Origin of the sequence: Bradyrhizobium sp. 31Argb (genome assembly GCF_043638955.1) — a bacterium.
GTDB lineage: Bacteria > Pseudomonadota > Alphaproteobacteria > Rhizobiales > Xanthobacteraceae > Bradyrhizobium.
This window is the reverse complement of sequence record NZ_JBEGDB010000027.1, coordinates 1-16,632: the sequence shown is the minus strand read 5'-3', so window position 1 is coordinate 16,632 and position 16,632 is coordinate 1. Positions and strand designations below refer to the sequence as shown.

The window sequence follows — 16,632 nt, the reverse complement described above, 5'->3', positions numbered from 1 at the left end:
TGCCGGGATATTGCTAAGCTCGTCATTCGGGTAAAGTAGTGAGATTATACAGGTATAATCGCTAACAGGATGACGGACGCGAACTCGCTCGGGGCTTATCTCAAGGATCGTCGCGCGAAGCTCGATCCTACGGCATTCGGCTTTCCGCTGAAGCGGCGGCGAACGCCGGGACTTCGGCGCGAAGAAGTGGCGCAGCGCGCGAATGTGAGCGCCACATGGTACACTTGGCTGGAGCAGGGGCGCGGCGGAGCACCCTCGGCCGACGTGCTGGATCGCATTGCCCGAGCCATGATGCTGACCGACGTGGAGCGCGAACATCTGTTTCTGCTCGGCCTAGGCCGGCCACCCGAAGTCCGCTATCATGCGCCCGAAGGTATCTCACCCCATCTGCAACGGGTGCTCGATACGCTGGAATACAGTCCCGCTTTTATTCGCACGGCGACATGGGATTTGATCGCGTGGAACAGGGCCGCCGCGACGGTCCTCACCGACTACAGCAAACTGCCGGATGGGCAGCGCAATGTTCTGCGCATGATGTTCCGCGATAGCCGCGTGCGCGCAGCGCAGTCCAACTGGCAAAGTGTGGCGCGCTATGTGGTGGCGTCCTTCCGCGCGGATGTGGCGCGCGCCGGTGCGGCGCGCAATGTGCAATCGCTGGTCGATGAACTCTCCGCGACAAGCCCCGAATTCGCGGCAATGTGGCGTGACAACGACGTGCAAGGGCACGGCGATGGCGTGAAAGTCCTCCATCATCCCACCGCGGGACCGCTCTCGATGGAGTTTTCTGCTTTCGCCGTCGATGGCCGGCCCGACCTCAATATGGTGATCTACAATCCTGCAACGCCCGCGGACGCGGACAAGATCCGCGCGCTGCTGAAGTCTTTTCCGAAGTAGGCGCGATGGGCGTCACGCTCTCCGGCGGCGAGCAGCAGATGCTCGCAATCGGCCGCGCGCTGATGACCAATCCCAAACTCCTGATCCTGGATGAGGCCACCGAAGGCCTTGCCCCGCTTATCCGCGACGAGATCTGGAGCTGCCTCTCGATGCTGAAAGGGCGCGGCCAATCCGTGCTCGTGATCGACAAGAACGTCGGCAACCTCGCCCGCATCGTCGACCGCCACTACATCATCGATCGCGGCTGCACCGTGTGGAGCGGCACATCAGAGCAACTGGTCGCCGAGCCCGATCTGCAGCACCGGTATCTCGGGATTTGAGGCGCGGCTTGGCGCCGCGATTGCTGCGCGGTACCAAATGATGGGCCAGAAGCAGCCATCTGTTCTCTGGGCTGATCAATCATCTGCGGAACAGACAAAATCGAACTGCGTCGTAACTCCTTCGTCGGACGACGCTTCGGGATAGTAGGCTTGGCTTCATGCGAAACCGAGGCTCCGAAAGTGCCAAGCCTGTTGCGATCACCGCGATCTATCACCCCTCCGCGCGTGCCTGCGTCCAGACCGCGATCGGCTGCTCGAGCCCGCGGATGGTCTGCGGGGCCTGGGCCATCAGGGGACGAAACACCGCTTCTGCACTGTCGAGTTCGGTCCTGGCCTGCCTGACGAGATCGTCGCTCGCCACCAGCGCGCAGTCGAGCGCGCGGGTCAAGGCTTCGAGCCGGCTTGCGGCGTTCACGGTCGAACCGATCACCGCAAATTCGAGACAGGTCAGCCCGATGTCGCCGAGCACGACCGGCCCATAATGCAAGCCAAAACTGACGCGGATCGGGGTCTCGCCCGCCGCTTTGCGCTGGTTGTTCCATCGATCCGCCGCCGACATCATCGCCTGCGCACAGCGTAGCGCGTTAATGGCGTCGGCCTTTCCGACGAACGGCGTGCCGAAGGTCGCCATCAGCCCGTCGCCGAGATATTTGTCCAGCGTGCCGCTGTGACGGAAAACCTCCTGCTCCATCAGCGCGTGGAATTCGCGCAAGGTGCGCACGACCTCGTCCGGCGTGCGCGCGTCGGCAAAGGCCGTGAAGCCGACGATGTCGACGAACAGCACCGCGACGTTTTGCGTGCGCACCTGCTTCAGTGGCTCGTCATGCCCTGACAATTCCTCGACCACGTTCGGCGAGAAGTAGCGCGCGAGATTGCCGCGTTCGCGCTCCACCGCGGCATGGCGGATCAAGAGATCATTGCTGCGGCGCACCGCCACGGCGAGCGTCACCGCGACGATCATGAACACGACGATCTCCTGAATGCGCTAGCCGAACACGATCGAGTTGGGCGAGATCAGTTGAAACAGCCGGTGATCGCTGCCGATTGCCGCTGCGATACGGGCGGTCAGCGCGGGATCGCGATCGGGCTGCCACCACACCCAGGCAATGCCGATGATCCAGAGGGCCGAGGTCCACGTTCCGACCGCGATAACCGTTCGCCAGGAATAGGCCAGCGTGGCGCCCGATAGAAGCACGAAAAAATAGATGAAGTTGCCGAAATGGAGTTGCATCGCCGCCGGCCAGTGCCCGGAGCCGAGGGGATTCGGTCCCACGATGACGAACGTCAGCAGCGCGAGGTCGCAGAACAGCAGCGCAAGCTCCGGCCTCGACACGCCGACCCGCCCGACTCTGGCCTGAGCCCAGCCGATCAGCGCGAACAGGCCCAGCAGAGCCACATAATATAGCTGCTCCCATGCCGGGTTGATAATCGGCAACAGGCAGGCGATTACGGCAAGCGCGACATAGCGCGCCCGCACCGCCAGCCGCAGGCCCTCCTGCTTAGCCGCTGCGAGCGCAGCCTGCGCAAACTGAACGGTGTCAGTTTCGGTGTCGCGCCGACTGCGCGCGGGGAGCGCGGCGGGCAAGTCGCGGCGCTCGACAAGCGTGGTCACGGGCGGTCTCCTTCGATTGGGCGGCTGCAGCACAGTAACGGACATCAGCAGCCGCAACCAACAATCAGTGTAGTGATACATGAGTTTCAGGTCATCAGCTCAGGCTGAGGACATCGACCTACTCGCGAAAATGGATGTCAGCTGTATGCTCGGCAGCGCATCAACCAGGCATCGCGGGAGGTCCGTTCCGGGTCATTTTCGACCGAGTGAGCCGGGTGTACCGATCGGTTGATGTCCGCTTGGCCGCTAAAGCATGACAAGGGCGAACGGTGACGAAGCTGTCCGGATGATCGACACCTCGATTTGGTCGGTATCAACGCCTGCCGGTCTGGATCGCACTGGCAGCCGGTGAGGCCCACGGTTGTAGCTCTGCGCTAATGAGCCCACGGCCCAATTGATGACGAAGCATAGCCCGGCGTTCGCTTGCGACTATGATAGTGGGTGACGCCTTGCGCCGTCGCTCGCCGCAAACTTCGCCGTCATTCCGGGATGCGTGCGAAGCATGCAAGCCCGGAATCCATTGGGCCGCAAGCGCCTGTGGTGAAATGGATTCCGGGCTCGATGCTGTCGCATCGCCCCGCAATGACGATGTGGACGCTTTGGGTGCGACAAAACAACCCGACGGGCAAATCAGCAAAAGTCTGTCCAGCCCTCGCAGAAAAAACATTCCGCTTCCGTCGTCGGGCAAATCAGTGATTTAACTCCGCGCGTCTCAGCGCGAATGAGGGGCGGCTCGCGATCGTCACGAACGTTGCGGTGAGATGCGGTGGACGTGAAGTGTGTGACTGACGAGCGCGCGCATCACGGACGGCGAAGTCGTGTGGTCCTGGCGCCCCGACGCTGGCGCTAAGTTTTTCGCGCGAACAAGTTCGCGCTTGAGGCGACGGTGGCAAGAAAGCCCGGTCACCGGGGAGAGCGCGAAGTAAGCCGTAACACCATCGCGCAGGGAAAGCCGGAATGCTTCGGTTGAACCTGTGGTCCTACCCCCGTGCTTTTTGTTGCACGGGACCCACGGGTGCAACCAGCACCCGGCTTTCCCTGCGCCCTCTGATATCGAGGAGGGTGGAAAGTGACGCAAAGCTCGGGCAATCCATGCCGCGAGAACGCGAACTCACATCCTCACGCTGTTTGACATTTGAATCGTGATTTCTCCCCTCGTCGTCCCGGGCTTGACCCGGGACCCATAACCACAGGATTTCGTGATGTGCTCCGCCACCGCCGCTTGCTCGCGCGATAACACCTCCCTGTGGTTATGGGTCCCCGCCTTCGCGGGGACGACAGCGGTGAGCTGTTTGAAATTCGAACCAGAACTCACCACCGGTCGTTGCGAGCGAAGCGAAGCAATCCATCGCGCCGATCGTGGAGATGTGGATTGCTTCGTGCTAGCTCAGGCTGCGCGCGGAAGGATCGAGAATGGCGATGCCCGCATAGCCGGCGATGAGCGCGTAGCCGGTCTGGTTCGGATGCAATGGATCGTTCATCGCGGATGAATTCCAGGTCCCGCCAAAGAGTCCCCAAATGTCGATAAACGGCACATTGGCGGCGTAAGCGAGCGATTTCATATTGGCAACATAGGCTGCCTGCGTCGGGTAAGACGCAAAGACGCCCGCCTCGGACGGAGCCCCGCTCATCAGAATCACGTCGGAGTTCACCGATTTCAGCGCATTGATCACCGTCGTCATGTTCGAGGTGACCGTCGAAAGCGGAATGCGATCGTCCCAATCGTTGATGATGCCGGCCTGGAATATCACCAGGTTCGGTGCTATCGCCGTGACGGCCGGCAACGTATTCCAAGGGTGGCTGTCGACCACGAAGTCTGCGCTGCCCCAGCGGCAGCCGCCAAGATTGTAGACGGACACTTCCCTGATTGCCGAGTTGAAGCATCTCAGCCCGGTCAAAATCGACATCGATCGTGAAACGTCCGCTTTCGGGCGAGCGGGCGTACCAGACTTCAATGGTGTCTATCGGGTTGGTCGGGGTGAAGGACTGTGAAATCGCGCTCGGTTGGCCGTGAAAAGATCCTCCGCAGAGCGTTTCGGAAGCCCTTATGTTACTGATCGCCCAACCGGCGCGATGAAGCCGCGCATCGAAGGCATGAACGTCACCGGCGGCGGCGCTGACGTTGTTGTCACCCCATACGCTTGACCAGCTTCCGTTCGGGATCAGTCTTGCCAATTGCGTTGGCCACGACTTGCTCTTGGCATTGGAGGCGAGTTCATTGCTGGCAGCACCCTGGCCGGCGACCGTTGAATCGCCGAGGCACCCGATGATCGCATTGGCTTCCCCGCGCTGCTGCGCCGCCGATGCTCTCTGCCAATTGGGGAGGTTAGAGCCGGTAAAATTGTAAAAGCCAGTGGGCAGCGGATTGCCGAGGGGCAGTACCTCGCCATAGGCCGGCGTCAGCAGACTACTCTGCCTCGAAAGTTGCATATAGGCCGCCAGCGCCGCAGCGCCTGCAATGAACTCGCGTCGCCGCATCAATGGCTTCCCCGCGCAATCGCCGGGGCTTTCATCAAGAACGCGCGTAGCTTGCCCATTGCCATTCCTGCGTTTGTAGGCGAATGAAAGACACTGCTATACTTGTTCCGTAAATCTACGGACGTGGTCTGTCGTAGTCGTCTATGGTCGATCTGGGAATTTAGCCTTGGCTTGACCGAGCCAAGCTAAAGCATTTGAAACAATGTCTTCAATCGCCTTCTTCAGCGACCTGGATGGTTCCTCGCGCTCCGCTGCGATCGTCGGTTCGGATGCAGCCCGGAGCGTTGCCTGATGCAGCTCGATGTTCCCGCCGGATTAAGCCCGAACCGTGCTGGCCGGTCGCCCGGTGGCACTGCAACAAGAGCGCCGCTCAGGGTTGCAGCGCCGCTGTGGCTGTTCTTGCTGTCCATGTGCACCATCGTCGCGGCGTGGTGCTGGCTGGCGATGCCGGTCCCACTGGGACATGCGCCGGTCGATCTCGCGAAAAAACTGGATTGTGTTTCCTACGCGCCATTCCGCGGCCACCAGACGCCGTGGAATTCCTCCGTCGTCATCAGCCCGGACCAGATCGCGGAAGACATCGCCGATCTTGCCAAGATCACCAACTGCATCCGCATCTACTCGGTGGAGAACGGCCTGGACAAGGTGCCGGAGCTCGCGTCAAAGGTCGGGCTTAAGGTGATCCTCGGCGTCTGGATCGGACGTGATCGCCTGAAGAACGCCAGCCTCATCGAAACTGCGGTGTCGCTGGCCAACCAATTCACTGACGTGGTCACCGCCGTCATCGTCGGCAATGAGGTGCTGCTCCGGGGTGAATTGCCCGAGGCGGGCCTTCGCGAAGCCATCCGCTCCGCCAAAGGCCGCGTCAGCGTCCCCGTGAGCTACGCCGACACCTGGGACTTCTGGCTGCGCTACCCGGAGCTCGGCCATGAGGTCGATTTCGTGACGATCCACGTCCTGCCCTATTGGGAAGACGTTCCGCCCCGCGCCGAGCACGCACCCCAGCATGTGCTCGACGCACGCAACAAGGTCGCGCTGGCATTTCCCGGAAAGGAGATCTTCATCGGCGAGGCCGGCTGGCCGAGCCGAGGACGCATGCGCGACGGCGCGCTGCCATCGCGCATCAATCAGGCGCGCTTCACCTTCGACCTCCTCGACAAGGCTAGTCGGGAGAACGTTCGTGTCAATTTGTTCGAAGCGTATGACGAGCCATGGAAGCGCCAGTGGGAAGGGACGGTGGGCGCTCATTGGGGGTGGCTCGATGGAGCAAGCCGGCGGCTGAAATATTCACCCGGAGCCGCCGTCAGCAACTATCCGTTCTGGAAGCTGCAGCTCGGCGCTGGCCTTGCTTTCAGCATTGCCGTGTTCATCACGGCGTTGTTGGCGCGATTGCGCTCGGCCGCGCCAACGGCATTGCCGCGTTGGCTTGCGGTGGCGGCATCCGCCACCGTCGGCGGAATCCTGCTCGGTATCAGCGTCGAGAATGCGCTCTACGAAAACTACGGCTTTGCCGGATTGATGCGGCAAGGAACGCTGTTGATCGCAGCAACGGCTCTGCCGCTCCTGTGCATGAACGCCTTGATGTCGGGCCGCGCGCTCCCGGCGTTTGCGGAATTGGTCGGACCGCGCGAGATGCGAACACGATCGCTGCCGGCACTGCTTCTCGGCGCTGTGCTCCTCGTCACCGCCCTGGCCGCAACGGAAAGCGCACTGGGCCTCATGTTCGACCCGCGGTCGCGCGACTTTCCGTTTGCCAGCTTGACCATGGCGGCGGTGCCGATCCTGGTGGTGACGCTGCTGAACCGTCGAAAGCCGGAAGTCTGCGCAACGTCCGAGTCGGTATTCGCGGGTCTGTTCGCGGCGGCGGCGGTCTACATCCTGCTGAATGAAGGCATTCAAAACTGGCAGTCGCTATGGACCGCGGCCGCGTTTGTCCTGCTTGGCGCCGCGCTGTGGTCGTCGCGCGACCGGTGAATCTCTGGAGCACATCGATGTCGTTGGATGGACTTTCACGGCGTCATTTCGCAACGCTCGCCGGTGGGGCAGCGCTCGGATTGTCGGCCGCGCCAGCCTATCCGGCCGACCCCGGCAAGCCGCAGGAGGTCAGTGCCATCAGCGAAAACTCGCTCGCCGGCTTTCCGGCCGACTTCCGCTGGGGCACGGCGACCTCGGCCTATCAGATCGAAGGAGCCATCAACGAAGACGGCCGCGGCCCGGCGATCTGGGATCGCTTTGCCCACACGCCTGGGACCATTATCGACAACAGCAATGCGGATGTCGCTGATGATCATTATCGCCTGTACCGCGACGACGTCCAGTTGATGAAGGCGCTGGGAGCCACGGCGTATCGGTTCTCGATCGCCTGGCCGCGTATCTTCCCGGATGGATCGGGCACGCCAAATCCGAAAGGGCTGGACTTCTACGATCGGTTGATCGACGAACTCCTGGCAAACGACATAGAGCCGTTTGCGACGCTCTATCATTGGGATCTGCCCCAGGCGTTGCAGGACCGTTTCGGCGGCTGGATGTCTCGCGACACCGCGAGGGCCTTTGCGGATTACGCGGCTTATGTCGCCGAACGCCTGACCGACCGCGTCAGCCACATCTTCACCATCAACGAATGTTCGAGGCTCGTTCATCTCGGTCACGGCCTTGGGATCGACGCCCCCGGTTTGAAGCTGCCGCAAGCCGAATTGAATCAGATCCGTCACAACGTCGCGCTGGGGCACGGCCTGTCGGTGCAGGCGATCCGTGCGCGTGGCCGGCCGGCAACCAAGGTCGGGCCTGCGGAGAACCTGGTCGTCTGCATACCGGCGATCGACACACCCGCGAACGTCCGTGCCGCCGAAATTGCGACACGCGAACTCAACGGCGGCTATCTGACCGTGATGTTCGAGGGACAGTACAGCGACGGCTTTCTGGCTCAGGCCGGAAAGGATGCTCCAAAATACACGACTGAAGATCTCCGCATCATCTCGTCGCCGATCGATTTTCTGGGGCTGAACATCTACAAGCCCGACCATTACGTGCTGGCCGCCGATAATGAGCGCGGCTTCACCTTGGCGCCGTTTCCGGCATCATTCCCACATATGGATGCGGATTGGCTCCGGTTCGGCCCCGAGGCGATGTATTGGGCGCCGCGTCACGCGGCGAAGCTGTGGGGCGTGCGGTCGATCTACATCACCGAGAACGGGACGTCGTCGGTAGACGAGCCGGCAGCGGACGGCAATGTCTACGACCTGGATCGGGTGATGTATCTCCGCAATTATTTGCAGCAGTTGCAGCGCGCGACGTCGCAGGGAGTGCCCGTGGCCGGCTACTTCCTGTGGAGCCTGATCGATAATTTTGAATGGGCGGACGGCTACCAGAAACGCTTCGGGCTCTACCACGTCGACTTCAAGACGCAACGCCGTACGGCAAAATTGAGCGCTTCATTCTACCGTGAGGTCATCAAGCAAAACACAGTGGTCTGATACGCCGGCGCACCTAAATGCTTTCCGCTGCCCGTCAGCGGCCCAGATGATGCCGTCCCATTTGCGCAAGGCTGGCGCGGCAGGCGAAGCGGTAAATGATGCCGATCAAATATGCCAACATGATCGAACTCCGCTGTTGATCATACGGATAAGTTGATCCCTTATTCTTTCAGGAGATTTTCGCGGCGTCGCGAAAATGGTTTCGTCGCGGTCATAGTGGATTTCGTCGGGCGACGAAGCGCGAAACCGAGTCACGTGCGCGTGAGAAATATCGCCGTGATGGGGGAGGGCTGCTGTCCTTATTCGCGGCGTACCCGTTCAGAACATCTCAAAATATTCGCGATGCTCCCAGTCGGAGACTTCGGCCTGGAAGCGTTCGATCTCGGCGTTCTTGATATGCACGTAGTAATCGACGAACTCCGCGCCCAATGACTGGCGGAAGAACGGATCGTCGCTCAGCGCGAACACCGCCTCGCGCAGGCTCTTCGGCAATAGCGCCGCCCTGGTCTCATAGGGCGCGTCGGCCGACGGTCCCGGATCGAGCTTGCGGTCGATGCCGTCGAGGCCCGACAGGATCTGCGAGGCCATGTAGAGATACGGGTTGGCGGCCGGCTCCCCGATCCGGTTCTCCAGCCGCGTCGCGGGATCGCCCGCGCCGCCGAGCACGCGGATCATCACGCCGCGATTGTCGCGGCCCCAGATCGCGCGGTCCGGCGCCAGCGAATAGGAGCGATAGCGCTTGTAGCCGTTGATCGTCGGCGTCGTGAACACGGTGGAGGCGCGGGCATGCTCCAACAGCCCGGCGAGATAGCAGGACCCGAACGGGCTCAAGGTCCGGTCGGTCTCCTTTGCCATGAAGGCATTCTCGCCGCTTGTGCGCGACACCAGCGACTGATGCAGGTGCCAGCCGCTTGCGAACACGTTCGGCAGCTTCGGCCGGCACATGAAGGTCGCGTGATAGCCATGGCGCCGCGCGATCTGTTTCACCGCGGCTCGGAACAGCACCATGGTATCGGCAGGTTCGATGCCTGCGGTCGGCCGGAACGTGAATTCGCACTGGCTCGGGCCGAACTCGACCTCGACCGAGCGCAGCGGCAGGCCGAGCGCGAGCACGTCGCGGCGGATGATCTCGAGCGCCGGCTCCATCTGGTCGTAGCGCTGCTCGGTCAAATATTGATAGCCGTGCGAGAGCAGACTGACCGAGGGCGGCCGCCCCGGCTGGCCGGAATCCTCCGGTGCCATATGCGCGTCGTCGAGCTTGAAGAGATGGAATTCGACCTCGAGCCCGGCAACGAAATCATAGCCGCGCGCGCCGAGCTGTTCGAGCACCCTGCGATAGAGGCTGCGTGTCGCGAACGGCACCGGCCGGCCGTCATTGAAATAGATGTCGCAGAGCAGCCAGCCTGTCGTGGGCGCCCATGGCAGCACGCGGAACGTGGTGGGATCGGCCACCATCAACACGTCGGCGGCGCCCTCCATCTCTTTCATGCCGAAGCCGCCGCCGGCGGTGAACACCGGAAACACCGTCCTATGCGAGGTGTCCTTCGCAAGCATGGTCGTGGTGATGGAGCAGCCGCTTTCGAGTGCGCGCACCGCCTCGGTTGCGATCAGCGTCTTGCCGCGCAGGATGCCATGCTGGTCCGGAAACGACAGCCTGACGACTTCGAGGTTCTTCTCTTCGACGATGCGGCGGACGCGCGCCGCCGCCTCCTTCTGCTCATCCGACCATAGGCCGTGACGCTGGACAAAGCTCAACGCGCCGTTCCTTTGCATTGGTCGTCATTGCGAGCCACCGGGTCGGCGCGAAGCGCCGCCCGATGACAGGCTCCGCGAAGCAATCCATTGCCTCCGCGCGTGCGGATGGATGGATTGCTTCGCTTCGCTCGCAATGACGGGTAAAGCAGCATCACTCGGCCGCCGAGAGATGCCGCACCTTGCCGGCGATCTCGCTCGGCACCGGCGCGGCCCAAGGTGCACCGCGGCGCCGCTTCACGTCGACTTCCATCCAGTAGAGCTCCCAGCCCTGGGTCGGCCCTATGCCGTCCATGGTCGCGGGCCCCTGGATGCTGCGGGACGTCGCCTCGTCGAGGAACAGCATCGGCTTCTCGCCGCCGGACACCTTCTCGATCTCCTGCCGCAGCAGCCGGCGATACTGCACGATCGCCTTGTCACTTTGGCCGAGATGCTCCTTGGTGCGGTCCTGGATCGGGCCCATCGATTCCACTGCCCACTGGTCGTGGACGTTGATATCGTTGCCCATGCCGGTGTAGGTCGCGGTCATCTGCTCGTGCGGATCGAAGCCGTAATCGTTCGACCTGTTCTTGCGCGACTTGTAGTCCGGCAGCTCGTAGAGCTCGAGCCGCTGGTCGCGCATTTTCTTCTTGTCGACCGGCGTCGCGTAGCTGGTGAAGATCGCGTACCAATAGCAGTTCTCGTCATCGACAGGCACATGCCACTGCGTGATTGTCATCTCCGTGCTCATTGGGATGACGAACCCGTGCGGGAAAAGCTGGTTGGTCACGCGAACATGCGTGCGCTCTTCATCCAGTTCGCGCAGCGCGATCAACCGCAGGCCGTATTCGGTGTGCTCGACATTGATGATGGGACGGTCGTATTCGCGCAGGATCCTGGTCATCGGCATGTCGCTGCCGGCGGAAGCGCCGCGGAACTGTTTTCCGTACGCGGTCGAGGTGTCCTCGTCCTCGAAGAGGCGGTGCAGGTAGGAGGCGTGCGAGGGATCGATGCCGACTTCGAGCGCCTGCAGCCAGTTGCAGTTCATGTGGCCCTTGAATGCGAAGGTGTGGCTGCCGGGTGCCACGAAGCAGTCGATCTCTGGAAACGCCGGCGGGGTGCCTTCGCCGAGATAGGCCCAGAGGATGCCGCTCTTCTCGACCACGGGATAGCAGCGCTGCCGGATGCCCTTGCAAAGCTGCGAGGTCTTCGGCTCGGCCGGCGTCTCGAGGCATTGGCCGGTGACGTCGAACAGCCAGCCGTGGAAGGCGCAGCGCAGCCCGCCATGTTCGAGCCGGCCGAAGGCGAGGTCGGCGCCGCGATGCGCGCAGTGGCGGTCGATCAGGCCGTAGCGGCCTTGCTCGTCGCGAAACAGCACGAGGTTTTCGCCAAGCAGCCTGACCGGACGCACCGGCCGCGGCCCCTCGAGCTCGTCCACCAGCGCCGCTGGCTGCCAGTACATTCGCATCAATTTCCCGCACGGATCCTTCGGCCCGGTGCGGGTGATCAGGTCGTTCTGCTCCTGGCTCATCATGGCGGCAGTCCTCCCCGGGACGTTTGGATTTGTTCGCCTATTGAACGAATGGGCGAATTATGACATGGCTTAATCGAGCGGCAAGCACAATTTTTGATCTGCGCCGCCAGGACGGACCCATGCCGAAGCTGAAGCGTGAGGATCGCGAGGAGCGCGCCACCGATTTCGTCGAAAGCCTCGACCGTGGGCTGCGGCTGCTCCAGATCTTCGGCACCATTACGGGACCCGCGACGCTGAGCGATCTCGCGCGTGCCGCCGACCTGCCGCGTGCCACGGCACGGCGCATCCTGTTCACGCTTGAACGCGGCGGGTTTGTCGCGACTGATGGCAAGCTGTTCACGCTCACGGCGCATGTGCTGACCCTTGCAGGATCGTACCTGCGCTCGAACCAGGTGATCGCGGTGCTGCAGCCGGTGCTCGATCGCATCGCGAGCGCGGCGCAGGAGATCAGCTCGCTCGCCTTGCTCGATGGCGAGGAGGTGGTGTTCGTCGCGCGCGGCAGCCCGGCGCGGATGTTCTCCAGCGGTCTCGATATCGGCTACCGCCTGCCGGCCTTCTGCACCTCGGTCGGCCGCGCCATGCTCGGCCGCTTCAGCGATGATGAATTGGCAATGAGACTAAAGGCGATGCGCCGCGAGGCGCTGACGCCGCAGGCGGTGACCGATCCGAAGCGGCTGCTCGCCGCCATCATCGCCGATCGGCAAAAGGGTTACTCGCTGGTGGACCGCGAAGCCGAGCCGCATTTCCGCTCGATCTCGGTGCCGGTCCGCCGGTACGACGACACCATCGTCGCCGCCATCAATATGGGCGCCCATGTCGATCGCGTGCCGACGGAAGAATTGATCGAACGCTTTCTGCCGCTGCTGCGAGAGGGAGCGGAGAGTGTGAAGGGCAGGTTACTCTGAAGCATGTAGCCCGGATGGAGCGAAGCGTAATCCGGGGTGTTTCGTGGGCGGACAGGGTTTCCCCGGGTTGCGCTGCGCTTCACCCGGGCTACGCGGTCGTCGCGTTGCAGCTACATCGCCACGCTGCGCAATCCAAAACTCCGCGCCTGGTTCTGCAATACCGGCGTTACCGCTTCGATCAGCCGTGCGGCGGCGGCATCCACCGAAAGTCCGGCCGTATCGACCACCGCGGAAGCACGCGAATAAAGCGGCTCGCGGCTGACCAGGATGTTGCGAAGCTCCGCCATCGCGGAGCGATCGTCGGCCATCGGCCGCAGGTCGCCTTGGCGGCGCACCCGCGCCATGTGCTCTTCCGGCTCGGCCTTGAGCCAGATCGTGTAGAACGACGACAGGATCAGGTCGAAGGTGAGGGGCTCGGAGACGATGCCGCCGCCGGTCGCGAGCACCATCAATTCGTTCCGCGCCAGCAATTGCTTCAGCGCGACCTGCTCCATGCGCCGGAAACCTTCCTGGCCGTAAAGCGCGATGATCTCGGCGACGGAGAGGTCGTTCTCGCGCTCGACCTCCTTGTTCAGCTCGACAAAGCTCCATCCGATCCGCTTTGCCAGCATCCTGCCGAGCGTGGATTTGCCGGCGCCGCGCAACCCGATCAGGGCAATGCCTGAGAACGAGGCGCGCCGCGGCGCGGATGCGCTGCCGCCGGCGAGGATGTCCTTGGTATGAGCGATCTGCTCAGGCGTCGCCTTGCGCAGGAGATCGCGGATCACGGCCCAGTCCGGCGCCGGCTCAGCGGAGGGGATCAGGTCCTCCAGATGCGCGCCCATCGCGTGCGACACCCGGCGCAGCAGCACGATCGAGACATTGCCCTTGCCGCTTTCGAGCTGCGCGATATAGCGCTCCGAAATTCCCGAAACCTTGGCGAGCACTTTCCGCGACATGCCGCGCAGCGCGCGCATCGTGCGCACGCGCTGGCCGAGCTGTTCGAGGAAATCGGTTTCGGGATCGGGCTTTTCGGTCATATCCCCCCACGCACGGAGAAGTCAGGAAGGATAGTGCCGTCCAGGATTGACAGCAAGCCGCTCCGGTGGCTTTCTATGAATTATAATTCTTAAATCTGGGGAGAGACGTGGTGGCGTGCTTTGGCGTAGGGAGCAGGGCATGAGCGGCACCTCCTACAACGCGGTGAGCTGGCTATTGGACCGCAACGTCGATGAGGGCCGCGGCGACAAGCTCGTCTTCGACGACACCGTCTCGCAACTCAGCTACGGCGAGCTGCAGCGGCAGACACGCCGTCTTGGCAATCTGCTGCGTCGTCTCGGCGTCCGCCGCGAGGAGCGCGTGGCGATGATCATGCTCGACACGGTCGATTTCCCGATCGTGTTTCTGGGCGCGATCCGCGCCGGCGTGGTGCCGGTGCCGCTGAACACGCTGCTCACCGCCGATCAATACGCCTATGTGCTCGCCGACTGCCGTGCGCGGGTGCTGTTCATCTCCGAAGCGCTGCTGCCGGTGGTGAAGGACATCGTCGGGCGGATGCCTGACCTCGAGCATGTTGTCGTCTCCGGCAAGGACGCGCACGGCCACAAGACATTTTCCGACGAGCTGGCGCGCGAGGACGATGACTTCACGACCGCCGCGACCCATCCCGACGAGCCCGCATTCTGGCTCTATTCCTCGGGCTCGACCGGCATGCCCAAGGGCGTGCGCCACCTGCATTCCAACCTCGCCGCCACGGCGGAGACGTACGCCAGGCAGGTGCTCGGCATCCAGGAGAACGACGTCGGGCTATCAGCGGCAAAGCTGTTCTTTGCTTACGGCCTCGGCAACGCGCTCACCTTCCCGATGTCGGTCGGAGCCACCACGATCCTCAATTCCGAGCGGCCGACACCCGCGGTGATGTTTGCGCTGATGAACAAATATCATCCGACCATCTTCTACGGCGTGCCGACGCTGTTCGCGTCGATGCTGAACGATGAAGCGTCGAAGACGACGCCCGCGGGGAAACGGCTGCGCATCTGCACCTCCGCCGGCGAGGCGCTACCGGAATCCGTCGGCAATGCCTGGAAGGCGCGCTTCGGCGTCGACATCCTCGACGGCGTCGGCTCGACCGAGCTCTTGCACATCTTCCTGTCGAATGCGCCCGGCGACATCAAATACGGCTCGTCCGGCCGCCCCGTGCCCGGCTACAAAGTGAGGCTCGTCAACGAAAACGGCGCCGACGTGCCGGATGGCGAAGTCGGCGAACTGCTGGTCGATGCGCCCTCCGCCGGCGAGGGCTACTGGAATCAGCGCAGCAAGAGCCGGCAGACCTTCGAAGGTCATTGGACCCGCACCGGCGACAAATACATCCGCGATGCCGAGGGCCGTTATACCTTCTGCGGCCGCAGCGACGACATGTTCAAGGTCTCCGGCATCTGGGTCTCGCCCTTCGAGGTCGAGAGCGCGCTGATCACCCATCCCGCCGTGCTGGAGGCCGCCGTCGTGCCGGAAGCCGATCCGGAAGGATTGCTCAAGCCGAAGGCCTTCGTGGTGCTGCGCGCGGATGCGAACACCGATGGCCTGCACGAGGCGCTCAAGGAGTACGTCAAGCAGAAGATCGGCCCGTGGAAATATCCGCGCTGGATCGACGTGGTCGAGAGCCTGCCGAAGACCGCGACAGGCAAGATCCAGCGTTTCAAGTTGCGGGACGGCGACCGCAAATGACGCCGTCATTCCGGGGCGTCCGAAGGACGAACCCGGAATCTCGAGATTCCGGATCGGGTCGCTGCGCGACCCGTCCGGAATGACTGAGCAGGAGACGTTATGGCAAATCTCGCACCATCAGGCTTTCTCAACATCAGTGGCTCCGATCTCGAATACCGCATGATCGGCCCGGCTCCCGACACGGCGCCGACCATTGTGATGCTGCATGAAGGCCTGGGTTCGGTCGGGCTGTGGGGCGACTTTCCGGAACAGCTTCAGGACACGACCGGCGCCGGCGTGTTCGCCTATTCGCGCGCCGGCTATGGCGCCTCGAGCCCGGTGAAGCTGCCGCGCCCGCTCGACTATATGCACATCGAAGCGCAGGAGGTGCTGCCGGAACTGCTGGATGTCATCGGCTTCCGCCGCGGGCTTTTCGTCGGGCATTCCGATGGCGCGTCGATCGCGGCGATCTACGCCGGCTCGCACCAGGACCATCGCCTGCAGGGCATTGCATTGATCGCGCCGCACTTCATCGTCGAGGACATCTCGGTGAAGTCGATCGCCGAGATCAAGACGATGTACGAGAGCACGAACCTGAAGGAGAGGATGGCGCGCTGGCACAAGGATGTCGACAACGCCTTCTACGGCTGGAACGGCGCCTGGCTCGATCCGAAATTCCGCGACTGGGATATTTCCGAATACCTCGCCTATATCCGCGTGCCCATCGCGATCCTGCAGGGCGAGGCCGACCAGTACGGGACGCTGCGCCAGGCCGAGATCGCCAAGGAAGAGTGCTACTGCCCGGTCGATGTGACGGTCATTCCAGGTGCCGGCCATTCGCCACATCGCGAGGCGCCGGGGGCAACGCTCAAGACGATTGCCGATTTCGCCGAGGCGGCGTTGCGGACTGACCAGCCGCAAGCGGCCTAGGCCGTGTGGACAGTTACCTTATCCAGAGCAGAGTGGCGGCAATGGCGACGACGGCGAAGTAGTTTCGCGCGGT

The 16,632-nt window shown here is 62.8% G+C and carries 12 protein-coding genes and 1 pseudogene; 7 read left to right on the top strand and 6 right to left on the bottom strand.

Going from position 1 to position 16,632, the window contains the following annotated elements; translation table 11 throughout:
- The first annotated feature begins 69 nt into the window (after positions 1-69).
- Positions 70-894 carry a helix-turn-helix transcriptional regulator gene (locus AAFX91_RS07845; RefSeq protein ID WP_394566068.1) on the top strand — a complete coding sequence of 275 codons (825 nt, stop codon included), beginning with the start codon at positions 70-72 and terminating at the stop codon, positions 892-894.
- Positions 864-1,214: pseudogene (locus AAFX91_RS07840) on the top strand (ATP-binding cassette domain-containing protein); the annotation flags it as partial. The gene AAFX91_RS07845 and the pseudogene AAFX91_RS07840, both read left to right, overlap by 31 nt.
- A gap of 211 nt (positions 1,215-1,425) precedes the next feature.
- On the opposite strand, the gene AAFX91_RS07835 reads toward AAFX91_RS07840, so the two are convergent.
- From AAFX91_RS07835 to AAFX91_RS07825, 3 genes are all read right to left on the bottom strand, one after another.
- On the bottom strand, positions 1,426-2,175 hold the full coding sequence (locus AAFX91_RS07835) for an adenylate/guanylate cyclase domain-containing protein (protein ID WP_394566087.1): 750 nt from the start codon (positions 2,173-2,175) through the stop codon (positions 1,426-1,428).
- Between the two features lie 24 nt (positions 2,176-2,199).
- Positions 2,200-2,826: a hypothetical protein gene (locus AAFX91_RS07830; protein ID WP_394566067.1), complete on the bottom strand. Its 627-nt coding sequence runs from the start codon at positions 2,824-2,826 to the stop codon at positions 2,200-2,202.
- Between the two features lie 1,382 nt (positions 2,827-4,208).
- Entirely contained in the window at positions 4,209-4,733 is a 525-nt protein-coding gene (locus tag AAFX91_RS07825) for an SGNH/GDSL hydrolase family protein (RefSeq protein ID WP_394566066.1), read from the bottom strand.
- Between the two features lie 862 nt (positions 4,734-5,595).
- Here AAFX91_RS07825 and AAFX91_RS07820 point away from each other — a divergent pair.
- Together AAFX91_RS07820 and AAFX91_RS07815 are read left to right on the top strand one after the other, a co-directional pair.
- Positions 5,596-7,278 carry a beta-(1-6) glucans synthase gene (locus AAFX91_RS07820; RefSeq protein WP_394566065.1) on the top strand — a complete coding sequence of 561 codons (1,683 nt, stop codon included), beginning with the start codon at positions 5,596-5,598 and terminating at the stop codon, positions 7,276-7,278.
- 17 nt (positions 7,279-7,295) lie between these two features.
- A complete protein-coding gene (locus AAFX91_RS07815; RefSeq protein ID WP_394566064.1) occupies positions 7,296-8,777 on the top strand; it encodes a GH1 family beta-glucosidase in 1,482 nt (493 codons plus the stop codon).
- 318 nt (positions 8,778-9,095) lie between these two features.
- Here AAFX91_RS07815 and AAFX91_RS07810 read toward each other — a convergent pair whose 3' ends face one another.
- Both AAFX91_RS07810 and AAFX91_RS07805 read right to left on the bottom strand, forming a co-directional pair.
- Entirely contained in the window at positions 9,096-10,532 is a 1,437-nt protein-coding gene (locus AAFX91_RS07810) for a glutamine synthetase family protein (protein WP_394566063.1), read from the bottom strand.
- A gap of 151 nt (positions 10,533-10,683) precedes the next feature.
- On the bottom strand, positions 10,684-12,042 hold the full coding sequence (locus AAFX91_RS07805) for a Rieske 2Fe-2S domain-containing protein (RefSeq protein ID WP_394566062.1): 1,359 nt from the start codon (positions 12,040-12,042) through the stop codon (positions 10,684-10,686).
- Positions 12,043-12,161: 119 nt separating this feature from the next.
- On the opposite strand from AAFX91_RS07805, the gene AAFX91_RS07800 reads away from it, so the two are divergent.
- On the top strand, positions 12,162-12,947 hold the full coding sequence (locus AAFX91_RS07800; protein WP_394566061.1) for an IclR family transcriptional regulator C-terminal domain-containing protein: 786 nt from the start codon (positions 12,162-12,164) through the stop codon (positions 12,945-12,947).
- 110 nt (positions 12,948-13,057) lie between these two features.
- Here the strand turns inward: AAFX91_RS07800 and AAFX91_RS07795 are convergent, their stop codons facing one another.
- Complete coding sequence (locus AAFX91_RS07795; protein ID WP_394566060.1) at positions 13,058-13,966, bottom strand: helix-turn-helix transcriptional regulator; 909 nt, start codon at positions 13,964-13,966, stop codon at positions 13,058-13,060.
- A gap of 139 nt (positions 13,967-14,105) precedes the next feature.
- Here AAFX91_RS07795 and AAFX91_RS07790 point away from each other — a divergent pair, with 139 nt between their 5' ends.
- On the top strand, positions 14,106-15,650 hold the full coding sequence (locus AAFX91_RS07790; protein WP_394566059.1) for a benzoate-CoA ligase family protein: 1,545 nt from the start codon (positions 14,106-14,108) through the stop codon (positions 15,648-15,650).
- Between the two features lie 99 nt (positions 15,651-15,749).
- Positions 15,750-16,559 (top strand): alpha/beta fold hydrolase, encoded by an 810-nt coding sequence (locus AAFX91_RS07785; protein WP_394566058.1) that lies wholly within the window; start codon positions 15,750-15,752, stop codon positions 16,557-16,559.
- Positions 16,560-16,632 lie beyond the last annotated feature (73 nt).